The sequence below is a fragment of the Pseudoalteromonas sp. SWYJ118 genome (genome assembly GCF_015864505.1).
Taxonomy (GTDB): domain Bacteria; phylum Pseudomonadota; class Gammaproteobacteria; order Enterobacterales; family Alteromonadaceae; genus Pseudoalteromonas; species Pseudoalteromonas arctica.
Window position 1 is genome coordinate 235,343 of sequence record NZ_JADYXC010000001.1, and the last position, 14,964, is coordinate 250,306.

The 14,964-nt window shown below is 38.1% G+C and carries 15 protein-coding genes and 1 pseudogene; 12 read left to right on the plus strand and 4 right to left on the minus strand.

The genetic code is table 11. From position 1 onward, the window contains the following. Positions 1-27: 27 nt before the first annotated feature. On the minus strand, positions 28-717 hold the full coding sequence (locus I6F48_RS01175; protein ID WP_197118645.1) for a substrate-binding periplasmic protein: 690 nt from the start codon (positions 715-717) through the stop codon (positions 28-30). A 123-nt stretch (positions 718-840) separates the two neighbouring features. Between I6F48_RS01175 and I6F48_RS01180 the strand changes: the two genes are divergently transcribed. The 4 genes from I6F48_RS01180 (at position 841) to I6F48_RS01195 (ending at position 3,197) form a co-directional block, all read left to right on the plus strand. After that, complete coding sequence (locus I6F48_RS01180) at positions 841-1,089, plus strand: TIGR03643 family protein (RefSeq protein WP_166378022.1); 249 nt, start codon at positions 841-843, stop codon at positions 1,087-1,089. 76 nt (positions 1,090-1,165) lie between these two features. After that, positions 1,166-1,528, plus strand: coding sequence for a hypothetical protein (locus I6F48_RS01185; RefSeq protein ID WP_165727633.1), 363 nt, complete (start codon positions 1,166-1,168; stop codon positions 1,526-1,528). A gap of 23 nt (positions 1,529-1,551) precedes the next feature. Further along, the gene (locus tag I6F48_RS01190) at positions 1,552-2,628 is read left to right on the plus strand and encodes an endonuclease/exonuclease/phosphatase family protein (RefSeq protein WP_197118646.1); all 1,077 of its coding nucleotides are present in this window, start codon (positions 1,552-1,554) and stop codon (positions 2,626-2,628) included. A gap of 254 nt (positions 2,629-2,882) precedes the next feature. Then, entirely contained in the window at positions 2,883-3,197 is a 315-nt protein-coding gene (locus I6F48_RS01195) for a hypothetical protein (RefSeq protein ID WP_197118647.1), read from the plus strand. A 636-nt stretch (positions 3,198-3,833) separates the two neighbouring features. Here I6F48_RS01195 and I6F48_RS01200 read toward each other — a convergent pair. Further along, complete coding sequence (locus tag I6F48_RS01200; protein ID WP_165742193.1) at positions 3,834-5,210, minus strand: NAD-dependent succinate-semialdehyde dehydrogenase; 1,377 nt, start codon at positions 5,208-5,210, stop codon at positions 3,834-3,836. A gap of 358 nt (positions 5,211-5,568) precedes the next feature. On the opposite strand from I6F48_RS01200, the gene I6F48_RS01205 reads away from it, so the two are divergent. Together I6F48_RS01205 and I6F48_RS01210 are read left to right on the plus strand one after the other, a co-directional pair. Beyond that, on the plus strand, positions 5,569-6,135 hold the full coding sequence (locus tag I6F48_RS01205; RefSeq protein WP_197118648.1) for a Crp/Fnr family transcriptional regulator: 567 nt from the start codon (positions 5,569-5,571) through the stop codon (positions 6,133-6,135). 49 nt (positions 6,136-6,184) lie between these two features. Next, a complete protein-coding gene (locus I6F48_RS01210; RefSeq protein ID WP_197118649.1) occupies positions 6,185-6,679 on the plus strand; it encodes a YgjV family protein in 495 nt (164 codons plus the stop codon). A 39-nt stretch (positions 6,680-6,718) separates the two neighbouring features. On the opposite strand, the gene I6F48_RS01215 is transcribed toward I6F48_RS01210, so the two are convergent. Next, positions 6,719-7,234, minus strand: coding sequence for an NUDIX hydrolase (locus I6F48_RS01215; RefSeq protein WP_165727626.1), 516 nt, complete (start codon positions 7,232-7,234; stop codon positions 6,719-6,721). 224 nt (positions 7,235-7,458) lie between these two features. On the opposite strand from I6F48_RS01215, the gene I6F48_RS01220 reads away from it, so the two are divergent. From I6F48_RS01220 to I6F48_RS01245, 6 genes are all read left to right on the plus strand, one after another. Then, on the plus strand, positions 7,459-8,799 hold the full coding sequence (locus I6F48_RS01220; RefSeq protein WP_165727625.1) for a sigma-54-dependent transcriptional regulator: 1,341 nt from the start codon (positions 7,459-7,461) through the stop codon (positions 8,797-8,799). 14 nt (positions 8,800-8,813) lie between these two features. Beyond that, positions 8,814-9,023 (plus strand): histidine kinase dimerization/phospho-acceptor domain-containing protein, encoded by a 210-nt coding sequence (locus I6F48_RS01225; protein ID WP_166420498.1) that lies wholly within the window; start codon positions 8,814-8,816, stop codon positions 9,021-9,023. Positions 9,024-9,058: 35 nt separating this feature from the next. Next, the gene (locus I6F48_RS01230) at positions 9,059-10,543 is read left to right on the plus strand and encodes a sensor histidine kinase (protein WP_165739604.1); all 1,485 of its coding nucleotides are present in this window, start codon (positions 9,059-9,061) and stop codon (positions 10,541-10,543) included. Then, the gene (locus I6F48_RS01235; RefSeq protein ID WP_165739606.1) at positions 10,544-11,005 is read left to right on the plus strand and encodes a response regulator; all 462 of its coding nucleotides are present in this window, start codon (positions 10,544-10,546) and stop codon (positions 11,003-11,005) included. 10 nt (positions 11,006-11,015) lie between these two features. Then, on the plus strand, positions 11,016-12,983 hold the full coding sequence (locus tag I6F48_RS01240) for a response regulator (protein WP_197118650.1): 1,968 nt from the start codon (positions 11,016-11,018) through the stop codon (positions 12,981-12,983). A gap of 379 nt (positions 12,984-13,362) precedes the next feature. Further along, on the plus strand, positions 13,363-13,983 hold the full coding sequence (locus I6F48_RS01245) for a fumarylacetoacetate hydrolase family protein (RefSeq protein WP_165739611.1): 621 nt from the start codon (positions 13,363-13,365) through the stop codon (positions 13,981-13,983). On the opposite strand, the pseudogene I6F48_RS01250 reads toward I6F48_RS01245, so the two are convergent. Beyond that, positions 13,934-14,856, minus strand: a pseudogene (locus tag I6F48_RS01250) (ABC transporter substrate-binding protein). The gene I6F48_RS01245 and the pseudogene I6F48_RS01250 overlap by 50 nt on opposite strands. Between the last annotated feature and the right edge of the window lie 108 nt (positions 14,857-14,964).

The following is a 14,964-nucleotide window of genomic DNA, read 5'->3' on the forward strand; positions in this document are numbered from 1 at the left end:
GTTATCTCTTAATATGTGCAGAGTTAATTATTGAGCTTGTGCTTTAAAACGCTTTATTTGCTCATCAACTAATTTTGTATCAATTACGCCACGCTTAAAAGCAATATAAGTAGGAAATGTAAACTCATTTAATTGCCGAGCATAAATGTTTTTATATTCCTTTGAGTACCACAAACCTGCTTGATAGTTAGTTATTGCGTATTCAACACGTTTTTTTTCAAGTAGCTCAAAAGTGTCTTTAGTTGAAAGTGAACGAAGCAGATTATTCTCATCAATGCTGTACTTTTTAGCGATAATTTTGGGAAGAATAACACCGCGTAACATAGCTATAGCGGCTTTTGATAAATCATCAATAAGCAGATTATCTTCATTTAACGTGAATAAACCAAACTTAGTGGTATGCAAAGGCTCGCTAGTAAAGTCTAAATATTCTGTACGCTCTTTATAGTTGGCCAATGAGAAATAGCAGTCGTAATAGCCCAGCTCCATCTCTTTTTTAACACGCGCCCAAGGTAAATGAACAACGTCAATCTTGAGGTTTAAGTTTTTTTCAATAAACTTAATGTAATCAATATCTAAACCTGTAAATGTATCGGCTTTTTCATCGTAAATAGTAAAAGGCGGGTAGTGGGTTGTTACGCAGCGCAGGGTTTTACTTGGCGCTGCAAGTAATAACGAAGGTAAAGTTAAAGCTAAAAACAGGAATATTGCGCGCATAAATATAAATTCGATATCTTTTAAAGTACATAAATTGAACGCCAATTATACAGTTACTGAGCTTAATTGCATTGATCTAAGTATTTTTACCTAGCGTATAAGTTAAATTTTGTGAGAAACATCATGTTTAACCCAGAGCAACAGTCACGCATTATTGAAATGGCGTGGGAAGATAGAACCCCTTATGAGGCAATAGAGCAGCTATACGGATTAAAATACCCGCAGCTGGTGGTATTTATGCGCGAACATATTTCAAAAGGCAGTTTTAAAGTGTGGCGTAAACGCCATGCAGGGCGTAAAACAAAACACTTAAAATTACGCGATCCCGCTATTATGCGCAGCCATTGTAAAACTCAATATAAACAACGTTAAACGAGGGGTGGGTGTTTCATACGATGTTCATCCATGTTTGTTAATCTTTAGCTATTAACTACGCTAGAGATTATTTATGAGAGCAGTAATATACACAGCACTAATAGCATTGGGTTTATGTTCAATAAGCGCAGACGCAAAACCGCATAAAGATAAACATGGTCATAAACACGGCCATAAAAAGCATCATTCGCATAAACATAACGACAATGACTACCTTTCTAAAAAAGAGGCAAAGCAGTTAATTCGCGCAGGTTGGACGCCACCAGGGCTAAGTAAAAGCTACCACCGAGGCGACTTTTTAGAGCGCGATTTATATAAACGAGGTAGAGTTATTGAACGCTCTAGAGATAATGGTACAGTAAGCATTGAGATAGACCGTACAGTTATTCACATGGTGCACGACACCCGAGAAATACTTTCAATTTTAAGTCGCTAAATTAACTTTATAAGGATATTAAAATGCTCATTGCGCTGGCTATAATTATTGGCTTTTTTTTACTGGTTACCCTATTACCTATGTCGTACAGCCAGCATTACTTAGTGCGTAGCTGCGACTTTGTGCGCTTACAGGTATTTTATATTGCCAGTTTTGTAGCTGTTACTTCGCTGTTTTTATTATGGCAAAGTAGCGCAATAGGTTACGTGTTTATAGCCTTAACCTCATTACTTATAATGATTTTACAAGGTAAGTGGATTTACCCGTACACGTGGCTTGCTAAAAAAGAAGTGCAAAGCGCACCAAAGCACATAGACCATAGCGTCCGAATTATGTCGGCAAACGTACTTATGTCGAATCATAAAAGTGAGCAGTTAATTAGTCTTGTTGATGAGCATCAACCCGACCTACTTATCACGCTTGAAAGCGATAGCTGGTGGGAAAATAAATTATCAGTTATTAAAAAACACTATCCGTATTTTATAGAATGCCCTAAAGACAACCGCTACGGCATGCACTTATACAGTAAATTTAAAATACTCGATGCCCAAATATGTGAGTTAATAGAGGACGATATTCCTTCTATTCATATACTGTTTGAAAACGACGAGGGCCTTAAAATGCAAGGGCATTTTATTCACCCCGCACCGCCAAGCCCAACGGAGGAAGACTCATCGCGCCCACGCGACTCAGAGCTAATAATGGTGGCTAAAGCACTTAAAAACCCAACTCGCCCTACCATAGTTGCCGGTGATTTAAACGACGTAGCATGGTCGCGCAGCACGCGTTTGTTTATGCAAATAAGTGGCTTTTTAGACCCTCGAAAAGGCCGTGGTTTTTATAACACATTTCATGCAAGTTACTTCTTTATGCGCTGGCCGCTTGATCACTTATTTCACAGCGAAGGCTTTAAAGTAAAGCGTATTAAGCGTCTTGCTAAATATGGCTCTGATCACTTTGCACTACTTACTGAGCTTTCTTATGAGAATGCCAATCAGGAGTCACTAGAAGATAAACCCGAAGATCTAAAGCATGAAGAAATCCAAGAGCTAGCTATGAGCAAGGCAGATAAGCGAAAAGTGCCAAAATTTGACGAGTAAACATCAGATGTAGCGGTATTTATATAAAGTACTAAATTACTAATAGTTGAGGCCGACTTGTGTTGAATTGCGGAGTGCTGAATTATTACTGTGCTCTTTGGTTTAGACTTTATTTTTAAAATACATATTTGCTTTATTAGAAGTAGACAATGCTAAAACTCTCGAAATAAAGACTGGCAGTTAACTCTCCTTGTTTGTATTTTAAGTTATTTACAATAAGCGTTAACTTTTTAAAACTTTAGGTTTTTAATTATATGTTTGAGTATTTCAGGCTTACTTTGCTGGTTTTAGGCGCTATACCTTTGGTTGTATACCCATTTGCGATTATCCCTAGCCTTATGGGTTTAGGAAGTAAGCCTCATATTGATATTCCTTTGTTTAATAGAATCATGAATAAATTCTTTTTATGGGGCGTTTTAATATATCCCTTTGTATTTTTTGGATGCGATTGGTTTAGCGATAATTTTAAAGAATATGACCTTATATTGGCTTCTTTGCCCATGTTTTTTTTACTATTACTCTGGGGCAGTTTTCACTTTATGGATGCTCCAGCAAAGTACGAAACGTGAAAAAAGACATCAAATTTATTAAAACTAAAAATATAATTTCAGATATTTATACACCGAGCGTTCGATAACTATTTCTAATAGTAGGGCTTTGAAAAAAACGCTTTGAGTGCCTAGCTAAATATAGCACTGATCATTTTCCATTCGTCATTAAATTATCTGGTGAAAACTCCAAGTAGCAATCATTAGAAATTAAATAACCATGAGCAAGAGTTAATACTAGGACTCGCTATGAGTAAAGCGATAAGCGAAGGATGCTAATTGATTAGCTAGTTGTTCAGGCCGTAGTAAATTATTTAGCAAGGATATTAGAAAACGACTGAGCACTTGTTGGGTATGAGAGTTTACGATTAAATATAAAATTAGACCACGGTATTTATTTCACATTAAAGGCTGTTTTTTAGTTTTTAACTCCTCATATTTATATTAAAAGCACGATATAAAATCGCACCTACGAATATATCCAAAACTCGGTACTATCTCTTACTAAAAACTAAGTACTCTCTCCTGAAAATTACTTTCTAAAAGTCATAAAAAAGCCTAAAAGCGGTTACCCACTTTTAGGCTTAATAATTTTTTGATTTTAAAAGGTGTATTAAAAATATTTATTCAATACGCAACTTAACTGCTTTAGCTAAATTAGCTGGCGATCATGATGCTTTTAACATTCACAAATTCACGCATACCAAAGCCGCCGTGCTCTCGGCCATAGCCACTGCCTTTAACACCACCAAACGGTAAGTTAGGCTGTGCTAAACCGTAACCGTTAATGTTGATCATGCCGGTGTCAAAGTGCTTTTTAGCAAGCTCAATAGCTTTTTTCTCATCTTTAGAGAAAATACCACCGCCTAAACCGTAGCGAGAGTCGTTGGCGATGCGCATTGCATCGTCGTTGTCTTTCGCTTTTATTAGCGAAGCTACTGGGCCAAATAACTCATCATCGTAAGCTGGCATGCCAGGCGATAAGTTATCTAATAGCGTTGGAGGGTAGTAGTAACCTGTTTGCGATGGAATTTCGCCACCCGTTACTATGTTTGCACCGGCTTTAACCGATTGCATAACTTGGTCATGAATGCCGTCACGCAAGTCTTCACGTGCCATTGGACCTAAGTCTGTATCATCTGCCATTGGGTCGCCCATTTTCATGGCTTCAAATTGCTCTTTTATTTGCGCTTTAAAGTCATCATAAAGAGACTCAACCACTACATAACGTTTAGCTGAAACACAGGTTTCGCCGTTGTTAATCATACGGCCTGTTACACAGGTTTTAACTGCTAACTCTAAGTCTGCGTCATCAAGTACTAAGTAGGCATCGTTACTACCAAGCTCAAGTACCGTCTTTTTAGCATGCTTGCCAGCTTCTTCAGCTACTTTTTTACCTGTAGCATCACTACCTGTAAAGGTTACGCCGCTAATTGCTTTGTGTGCGATTAATGAACTTGCTGTTTTACCATCGATAAGTAAGTTGCTAAAGCAATGTTCAGGGAAGCCTGCTTGTTTAAATAAGGTGTCGATTTTTTCAGCCATGCCAAATACGTTACCCGCGTGTTTAAGTACGGTTGTGTTACCCGCCATAATATTGGCTGCACTGTAACGAATTACCTGATAAAGCGGGAAGTTCCAAGGCTGAATACCTAATAATACGCCCGTTGGTTGGTAGCTAATAATAGCGCGGCCACCTTCCATATCACGTTCTTCGTCGGCAAGTACTTGTGGGCCGTTTTCGGCGGTGTAACGACAAATAGCTGCACACAGCTCAACCTCTTGAAAGCCTTGCTCGTAAACTTTGCCCATTTCTTCGGTCATAAGTTTTGCAATAGCTTCTTTTTGCTCTTCGAAAAGTGAGGCTAACTTATTAAGATATCTCGCACGTTCAGTGAACGACGTTAAGCGCCATTTTAAATATGTTTCGTGAGATTTTTCGATTACCTGCTCAGCTTCCTTTTGAGAAAGTAGTGTGTAGGTATTAATGGTTTGCTCAGTTGCCGGATTAATCGTTTTAACTGTGTTACTCATTTCTATCTCCTTACAAATTAATTATCTATAAGGGTGCAAAACAAAAGCCAGATTAGTAGTTATCAATAAATTATTTATAACTATATGTAATATTTGAGTTTTTATTTTAACTTTTATAAAAGTATAATTTTTATTTAAAATGCTTTCTGATATGTTCTGTAAATAATGCAATTAGCAGAAAAAGTTACATAGGGATTAAAATGATACGTTTCTTCTAATCTTCACTTACTACTTATAGATTACTGATGGTTACTGCGCACGTATAAAGCTTAGTGCAGCGCTGATAATATAAGGTTGTTTACTCAATATGCTAATACGAGTGCAGCTAAAATTCGCAAATGATTAAAATGGCAAATAAATGAGTCAAACATATGTATTTGAACTGGGCGATAGTTATGCCGAGCTTACACACGTTTTAAAACAAAAGCTGGCGGGGCAATACTCAGTTAAGCAATTTTCCCGAGATACAGTGCTATTACAACAAGGCGAAACGCAGCGTTATGGTTATTTAATTATTGACGGTGTACTTGGCGCTTTGCACTCTACAATTGATGGAGGGCAAAGGTGTAAGGAGTTTTATTTTAAAGATGAATTTGCGCTATTGTTTGCTAATTGGCTTACAAACACAGAGGCTTTTTATCAGTTAAAGGTTATAAAGGCTGCCACAGTTATCATTGTCCCATTACATATATTTGATAACAGTGAATGGGTCGACATTAAAAACCAGCTTGTTGCTCAGCAGCTTATATTTAAAGAGGCAAAGGAGGCTTTTTTACTACTTAATAGCCCTGAGCAGCGTTATCGTTATTTGTTACTAAAAAAGCCGCACTGGCTTGCACAGCTAAGCTTAACCGAAGTGGCTATGTATATTGGTATATCGGCTATTTCGTTATCACGAATTCGTAAACGACTTAACTTAAGTTAAGGGGAAAAATAGTAAAGCTGGTTAGACTGCTGCTTTTTCAGGAGTCACTATGTTTTTATTTGCTCAGTGCTTGGTAGCCATCGCTACTGTATTAGATTTAGCTTCTTTTCAGTTTAAGTCTCGTTCGCTTATTTTAATGTGTTTATTTAGTTCTGTTTTACTTACGTCAGTTCATTTTTTTATGCTTGGCCATGCCAGTGCGGGTAGCCTAATGTTAATTGCTGCAATACGTTATTTATATTGTGTATTTGCTCGAAAAACATGGGTAATGTTGGCGTTTATGTTACTTAGTTGCTTAGCAGTTCATTTTACTTGGTATAGCTGGCTAAGTGGTTTGGCACTTGCTGCAACACTTATTCAGACTTTTGCCTCGTTTCAAAAAAATGATCTGTATTTACGCTTAATTATGGTGGTGGGTACATCGCTTTGGATAAGTCATAATATGTTAGTAGGCTCGCCGATAGCTGTATTAATGGAAAGCCTATTTATGGCCAGTAATTTAGTAGGACTATATCGGTTTTATATCCCTAAAAAATTAGCTTAGGGGTCGGTATATTTCGTTTTTTAAACAGGTAAGTAGACGTTAAAAAAGCTGTTCAGCAATCTTTTTAAGTAAGTAGGTTTCTCGCAAAATAGAAAGCCCTTGTTTTTCGCTGTTGGCAAGCGTGCGCTCGTTATGTGCAATTGCATCATTAATATTGACCCATTTAGCAGTCATGCCATTTTGTTGCTCGTAATGTTCAAGCTGGGCTTTACCAAGTTCGTCGGCAATATTACATACGTAGCAATACGATTTTATATGGATAATGTCAAAATCGTCTTTATACCAAGGGCGATACTCTTCGTAGAGTCCAAAGGCTTTTACTACACTTATTTGCTGTGCACCGGTTTCCTCATTTAGTTCGCGTATTAAGCCTTGCTCAATGCTTTCGCCTTCATCCACGCCACCACCGGGCAAGCTATAATCTTCATAGCGGTTTGTGTACATTAAAAGTATTTTACTATTTTTAATTACAATGGCACGCCCTGTTATGCGAGTAAATTGAGTGCCTTGGTCGATATTAATACCTGAATGAATCAGGGTTTTTAATTGCTGCATTTCATCTCCTTTGTGGGATGTTCATATTATCAGTTACTATCATTGTGTGAATAGGAACGATTTAAATTATTTTTTATGATCGATTTTTTTAAGCATACGTAAATATTGAGTTAGTAACATAAGTAGCATCAAATCACTTAATTATTTAAGCTATAAGGTTTTAAGTACGCCTTTAAATTAGTATTTATGATGCGTAGAATAAGAAAAAAGCATAGGGATTTATCATGTTAAACATACTTTTAGTAGATGATGACGTCGAGTTTAGTGACGTTGTATGCCACATAGTCGAATTCCTCGGCCACAATATAAGCACCGCCACCAGTTTAAAAGAAGCACATCAATGGTTTGAAAATAATACCTTTGACCATGTGCTGTTAGATTTTATGTTGCCAGATGGCAGCGGCCTGCATTTACTCGATCATTTAAAAATGATTGGGCAATCTCCAAAAATTACACTTATTTCGGGCCACCCTTCAGTGAAGGGTATTTTAGCTGAAATGTGTGAGCCAAATGTTGGGCATTTATTAAAGCCATTACAACGCGAAGATTTAGAACTGGTTTTAAATGGCCCTAAAAAAGCAGTTAAAAAAGCAAAGTCGAGTGGTATAACGCGTCACTTTGGTGGCTTAATTGGCGAATCAGAGGTAATGCACAAGCTTTACAACATGATTGAACGCGTTGCTAAAACAAATGCTAACGTGATGCTCATGGGTGAAAGTGGTGCAGGTAAAGAAGTTGTAGCTCAAGCTATCCATAACGCCAGCCAGTGTGAAGGCCCGTTAGTGGCGAGTAACTGTGGTGCGCTTTCAAAAGAGTTAATTGGTAGTGAATTATTTGGCCATGAAAAAGGCGCTTTTACCGGTGCTATAGCTCGTAAAGAAGGGGTATTTGAGCAATCAAATAACGGTACTTTATTTTTAGATGAAGTAACCGAAATGCCAATTGATATGCAGCCAAATTTACTGCGAGTGCTTGAAACTAAAAAAGTAACGCGCGTCGGTGGTAACAGAGAAATACCAACAAATTGCCGTGTTATTTCAGCCACTAACCGCTCGCTTACCGATTTAGCGCAAAATAATATTATTCGTGAAGATATTTACTTTAGGCTAGCGGTTTTTCCTATTGATATACCGCCACTTCGCGATAGAAAAGAAGATATTCCTTTATTAGCTAAAGCGTTTTTAGATCAACTTAATGACGAAAATGGCACTGCCTTTAGTTGGACGCCAGCACAGCTTAAAGAGTTGCAAAGCTATGAATGGCCGGGTAACGTGCGCGAAATTCGCCATGCGATACACCGTGCATTTATTATGAGTGATCCGCAAACTAGCGATATTATTTTGCCTGATAATTTAGAATCGCCGTTTTCGCGTGTTAATAATCAAACTGCAGAAAAGCCAGTATCGGCAGGGCAAACAATTGAAGAAGTTGAAAAAGAACTTATTCATGCAACGCTTGATAAAGTGCAAGGTAATAAAACACTTGCTGCGCAAATGTTAGGTATTAGTACAAAAACACTTTATAACCGCCTTAATGCGTATGGCGGTATTGGCGAATATAAATAGATCTGAGGAAGGGTATGACATCAGACAATAAAACAGAGCAGCTTAATAAATTAGTACACGATGCAAGAGGGCCGCTAAATCGTATTTCGATGAATGCCGAGCTTATTAAATTGGTACTTGAAAACGATATGCCAAAAGAAAAAGCGTTAGATGCACTTGATAAAATTATCAATAATTGCCAACAGTGCAGCGAAAGTTTACAAAAAATATCAGACTCTCAATAAATACAGTGTTGTTTAAACACTAACTCGGGAAGCTAATGAACAAGCAAAAACATCAAAGCAAAGCGAATATTACTTGGGCAGCTTTTATAGTTGTTGTGTTGAGTATTATTGTAGGTAACGCATTTTTAGCATTGAACACTATTCAAGGTTTAACACAAACCCAAAAGAGTTTAGACAACACAAGTATGCTGACAACGGCAATTGAGCAATTGCATTTATCTATAGTGCAGGCTGAGTCGGGTCAACGTGGTTATTTATTAACTGAAGAGGCTGATTATTTAACGCCTTACTATGATGCGATTGGGCAAATACAGGCACAAACGGATCATGTTAAATCGCTCCACTCTGAAATTGATGGCCAAGCAGATCGTATTGCTCAGTTACTAGTGCTTGTAGATAGTAAAATTAACGAGCTTAAAAAAACCGTTAACCTTGCACTTGATGATAGAGAAAGACGTGCATTGTATGTGCTAAATACACATAAAGGACGAGATCTTTATAGGCAAATCCGTGAACACGTAAATGAAATACAAGACCGCGAATTACTTTTCAAAGTGAGTCATTTTTCTAAGTTAGCAAAGATAAAAAATGAGGCTAAAATTACGTTTGCTATAACGGCAATAACAAGTGCACTACTTATTATTGGTATGTTTATTATGACGCGCCTTAATTTAAGAAATTCAGCACAGTATCGTTTTGAGCTTGAAAAACAAAACGAAACACTAGCAACGAAAGTGTCTGAACGTACGCAAGAGTTAACGTTGTATTCTGACGAGTTGAGCCGAAGTAACCGAGAGCTTGAAGAGTTTGCTTTTGTGGCGAGCCATGATTTACAAGAACCACTTAGAAAAATTCAAGCCTTTAGCGATCGCCTTGAAACAATGTTTAAAGATGAACTTGGTGAAAAAGGGATTGATTACATTGGCCGTATGAAAAATGCAGCTCAACGTATGTCTAACTTAATAAACGATTTATTAGAGTTTTCGCGTATAGCAACGCGTGGTAAAGACTTTGACGATACAAATTTAAACGAAGTGCTAACTGATATATTAAGTGATTTAGAAATTGCGATAGATGAGTCTAATACACAAGTAGATGTAGAAGACTTACCGGTTATTCAGGCTGATAAAAGCCAAATGCAGCAATTGTTTTTAAATTTGTTGTCGAATGCGGTGAAATTTAGACGCCCAGATGTAAGTCCACATATTAAAATTAGTTACCAGCATGAAAATATATTTAGTGCTGACCACAATACCGAATTAAGTTTTCAAGTTATTACAATAGAAGACAATGGCATTGGTTTTTCACAAGACTACGCTGATAAAATATTTGTACCGTTTCAGCGTTTACATGGCCGCTCAGAGTATAAAGGCACGGGTATTGGCCTTTCTGTATGTAGGCGTATTGTGGAGCGACATGGCGGAACAATTACAGCCCAAAGTAAAGACGGTGAAGGTGCAACTTTCACCATAAAACTACCTGTGGAAGCTGCGCTTTTCACATTGCAAGGAGAGGCTTAAATGCCCTATACAAAAGTAAAACCGATTACTATTTTAATGGCAGACGATGATGAAGATGATCGTTTGTTAACACAAGATGCCCTTGCCGAAAGCCGTGTACTTAACGAGCTTCACTTTGTTGAAGATGGCGTTGAGTTACTTGAATATTTAGAGCGTAAAGGTAAGTTTGTAGACAAAACAACATCGCCTCGTCCAGGGCTTATATTGCTTGATTTAAATATGCCTAGAATGGATGGTCGTGAAGCGCTTGAAGCAATTAAAGCAAACCCTAACTTAAAGGGTATTCCGGTTGTAATTTTAACTACGTCTAAGCAAGAAGAAGACATGGTTAAAGGGTATAACCTAGGCGCTGCATCTTACATTACAAAACCTGTAACGTTTGATGGCCTAGTTGATTTAATGAAAACACTTGGAAAATACTGGGTAGAATTTGTAGAGCTACCGACAACATTTAACGATTAAAGGAGATTGTATGTTAGATAAAGTGACTCAGTTGCTGCTTGTAGAAGATGATGAAGATGATTACATACTCACCTGCGACTATCTGGACCAATTGGATTCACACACGTTTAACATTCAATGGATAAGCTCCCCAGAGCAGGCAATTGAAACGCTTAGCAAAAATGAGCATGACATTTGCCTGCTTGATTACCGCTTGGGTGCATCTAATGGTTTAGATGTATTAAAAGAGGCCATTGCGAATGGTTTTAGCGGCCCTATTATTATGCTTACCGGGCAGTCAAACGACGAACTAGATTCGGCGGCACTTGATGCTGGCGCGGTAGATTATTTAATAAAAACAGAAATGAGCTCTAGCCGCTTTGCGCGTGCTATTCGCTATGCTTTGGCGCGTAAAGATGTTGAAGGTGAGCGAGTAGAGCGTTTAAAAGCCGAAGCAGAAAACCGTTCTAAAGACCGATTTTTAGCGCATTTAAGCCACGAATTACGAACTCCTCTATCGTCTATTTTAGGTTATACCGAGCTATTAATGCAGAGCGACTTTAGTCAGCAAGCAGAAAATGAGTTAGGTGTAATTTATCGAAACGGTAAACACTTATTGAGCCTATTAAACGATGTGCTCGACTTGTCTAAAATAGCAGCCGATAAGTTAGAGCTAACCTTAAGTGAAGTTAACCTTGATAGCATGCTTGCCGATGTATACACGTTAATGCGCGTATCGGTGCTTGATAAGGGGCTTACGCTGCGCTTTGAATCTCATCAGCCATTACCTTTAGTTGCACGACTTGATGCAACAAGAGTTCGCCAAATTTTAATAAATTTAATAAATAATGCGGTTAAGTTTACCGATAAAGGCGAAATTGTTGTTAATGCGTGGACGCAATGGGTTAATGACACTGAAATGCTATTTTTTAGTATTAAAGATTCAGGAATGGGTATAGCCCCTGAAAAACAAGAACTGATATTTAAACCGTTTGAGCAAATAGCTGATGTAGAATCGCGCTCTGTAGGTGGTGCAGGTCTTGGCTTAGCAATATGTGCTGAGCTGTTAGCGCGTATGCGCGGTGATATTAGTTTGCACTCTGAAGTTGGTAAAGGCTCTACGTTTACTATTTCGGTTTACCCCGGTGATATTAGTGAAGAAGAGCGCCAAGTACTTAACTTTAGCAGTGCTCCGCAACTACAAAGTAAACTGGCTCCTTGTAAAGTGCATGGGCGAGTATTAGTAGTTGATGATTTACGTGATTTACGCATGCTAGTTGGTCATATGATCAGTACCTGCGGTGCACGAGTTGATTATGCCGAACATGGCCAACAAGCGCTTGAAAAAGTGCGTATTGCAGATGCGTATAAAGCGCCTTACGACATTATTTTTATTGATATTCATATGCCTGTAATGGGCGGCAAGGAAGCTACCATAGAGCTTAGAAAAATGGGTTACAAAGGCCCAATAATCGCGCTCACTGCCGCTACTATGAAAGGCATACATGAGGAGCTTGCTGCACTAGGCTTTAACGATGTAATACCAAAACCTGTTGATAGCGCGGCTTTATATCAATGTTTGCAAGATTATTTGGTAGCGCCAGAGCATGCACCACAAGCTAAAGATATAAATTGTAGTAAGGGCTTAACCGAGAAAAAGCAGCGCTTTTTACTTGTTGAAGACGATCACGATGCAGCGCAAATTACGCAGCTACTTTTAGAAAGTCTAGGCGTTGAAACCGTCATTTCGTCTAGCTGCGCACAATGTTTGCAAATACTTAATCACGACCAGCAATTTAATAAGGTATTGTTAGACATGCATTTACCCGATGGGCGTGGCATTGATTTAGGCCAGCAAGTTAATGAGCGATATCCAGAGCTACGTTTAGTAATTGTAAGTGGGGCAGAGCCAGATCCTAAAGAAATAAAAGATTTAAATATTGATCGAGTTTTACTTAAACCTATTAATTTGAGCTTGCTTGAAACGCTTATTAGTTAGGGCCTGTTTATCTTTCGAGGTTAAATTTGCAGCAGTCTGTTTGGTATTTAGGCAAGGCAGAGCCTATACAGTGTGGTCTATTCCCCATAAATAGGCGATAACGTAGCATTAATGCCAAACAGGCGCTGCCAAAGGGTTCTTCCTAGGGGCTATTTACTCTTTGTTGCCTACATGGATTTAGGTAAGGGGCGTGAGCAGGACGCGGAAGCTTTGCTCGGTTTTTACTTATTCTTACATGGATGTAAGTCAGTAGAATAACGCAGGAGCAGTTATCGAGCCCACTAGGTTACAAACCTCGCGCCGCGATTAAATAGCCCCTAGATTGAACAAACTTTAATCCTGAAAGGTCAACAGGTCCAATAACTGAGACATTATTTATATGCATTCAATAAAGTTAGTATCTGAAGAATTAACACCATCAAAAGTAGTGTGTGTTGGCCGTAATTATACAGCACACATTGCAGAGCTAAATAACGAAACGCCAGATCAAATGGTTTTATTTAACAAACCAAATAGCGCAATTACTAACACGTTATTTGCAGCTCACAACGGCGATACGTTGCATTATGAAACCGAGCTATGTTTTGTAGTTAAAAATAAAAAATTTGTAGGTGTTGGACTCGGCCTTGATTTAACTAAGCGTACTGTGCAAAGTAAATTAAAAAATAAAGGGCTTCCATGGGAGCGCGCTAAAGCGTTCGACGGCTCTGTAATTTTAACTGATTTTGTAGCGCTAACTGATGCAATGAAGCACTTTACCTTTGAACTTAAAATTAATAATAAAGTAGTTCAGCAAGGCGATACTCATTTTATGCTGCATAATCCGGACTCAATTTTACAAGAAATTAGTGAATTTATGAGCTTAGAAGATGGTGATGTAGTAATGACCGGCACACCGTCGGGCGTAGGCGAGGTAACAGCTAAAAGTATTTTTGCTGTGGCACTTTATGCTAATGATCAGTGCTTGCTTGAGCATCAGTGGCAAGTAAGTAAAAATTAATAACTTGCTGTTGGTAGTGTTGATCAAAGTCGGCAAAGGTAGTTTTAAGCCAATTATGCTGACTTTGTTGATACTCAGGCGATTGTAGTACATTGTTTTTTAGTGCGCGGTTAATTTTTTTAAGCGCTTGCTGTGCAAAATTATTAGGTGCGTTAGCCGCACAACCTATTGCTCCTCGTATAAATTGAATGTCATTTTCTGCAATTGGTACACTCTCTATATTCGTATATTCCCCTTGTTTATTAAAGTAATCGGCCATAAACGGGTAATCAATTGAGTAGTCTAAAAAGCCATGACTCAAGCGTGCTATAACAGCCTGACTTTCATTTTCGCTACTCCAACTTAACGACGATTCTTTATCTTGTTTTGTGTTTTCAATAATTGTATTAATTTTAGTTGTAAATTTACGTGCAGCCGCTTGGCCGTATACGTATTGCGGGTCGGTTAATAAATTAATCAAATGAATAGGCGAGCCGTGCTTTTCTTCTAATTTGGGCTTTAGCTCTTTAGTCGTGATAATTGAAAATGGGGGATATACCGTTGTTGGATTTGAGTAGTTAAGTAGTTGGTTATTATGCTTTTTATAAATAACACACGGGAAGCATACGCTTTTTCCTTCACTTAAATATTTATTTATACGCTGCTGAGGGACAATTAAGCGGGTATGTTTTACATCTGTTATGGTTCTAATGAGTTGCTCGGTTAGGTTGTCGCAAATACCGCCTTGGGGTGCACTTTCGCTTTAGCTATATGAAAAGGGGGCGTGTAACTTTGTAGCCAAATAATTTCTTCTAGAGGCTGTAATTTTTGTTCAACAGCATGCGCGTTAAATACAATTAATAAGCAAAATGCATAGTATCCGTTTTTCAGCATTGATAAGTGTTCGTTGAATTAAGAAAACTTAATAAAAGTATAGTGTTGGTTGTAGTAGGGTCAAATATTTTAGTTAAAAAGCAACCTCATTCAAGGCTGCTTTAACTC

Coding starts and splice junctions, on each gene's coding strand:
- I6F48_RS01175 (WP_197118645.1), bottom strand. CDS start 717: ATGCGCGCAATATTCCTGTTTTTAGCTTTAACTTTACCTTCGTTATTA.
- I6F48_RS01180 (WP_166378022.1), top strand. CDS start 841: ATGTTTAACCCAGAGCAACAGTCACGCATTATTGAAATGGCGTGGGAA.
- I6F48_RS01185 (WP_165727633.1), top strand. CDS start 1,166: ATGAGAGCAGTAATATACACAGCACTAATAGCATTGGGTTTATGTTCA.
- I6F48_RS01190 (WP_197118646.1), top strand. CDS start 1,552: ATGCTCATTGCGCTGGCTATAATTATTGGCTTTTTTTTACTGGTTACC.
- I6F48_RS01195 (WP_197118647.1), top strand. CDS start 2,883: ATGTTTGAGTATTTCAGGCTTACTTTGCTGGTTTTAGGCGCTATACCT.
- I6F48_RS01200 (WP_165742193.1), bottom strand. CDS start 5,210: ATGAGTAACACAGTTAAAACGATTAATCCGGCAACTGAGCAAACCATT.
- I6F48_RS01205 (WP_197118648.1), top strand. CDS start 5,569: ATGAGTCAAACATATGTATTTGAACTGGGCGATAGTTATGCCGAGCTT.
- I6F48_RS01210 (WP_197118649.1), top strand. CDS start 6,185: ATGTTTTTATTTGCTCAGTGCTTGGTAGCCATCGCTACTGTATTAGAT.
- I6F48_RS01215 (WP_165727626.1), bottom strand. CDS start 7,234: ATGCAGCAATTAAAAACCCTGATTCATTCAGGTATTAATATCGACCAA.
- I6F48_RS01220 (WP_165727625.1), top strand. CDS start 7,459: ATGTTAAACATACTTTTAGTAGATGATGACGTCGAGTTTAGTGACGTT.
- I6F48_RS01225 (WP_166420498.1), top strand. CDS start 8,814: ATGACATCAGACAATAAAACAGAGCAGCTTAATAAATTAGTACACGAT.
- I6F48_RS01230 (WP_165739604.1), top strand. CDS start 9,059: ATGAACAAGCAAAAACATCAAAGCAAAGCGAATATTACTTGGGCAGCT.
- I6F48_RS01235 (WP_165739606.1), top strand. CDS start 10,544: ATGCCCTATACAAAAGTAAAACCGATTACTATTTTAATGGCAGACGAT.
- I6F48_RS01240 (WP_197118650.1), top strand. CDS start 11,016: ATGTTAGATAAAGTGACTCAGTTGCTGCTTGTAGAAGATGATGAAGAT.
- I6F48_RS01245 (WP_165739611.1), top strand. CDS start 13,363: ATGCATTCAATAAAGTTAGTATCTGAAGAATTAACACCATCAAAAGTA.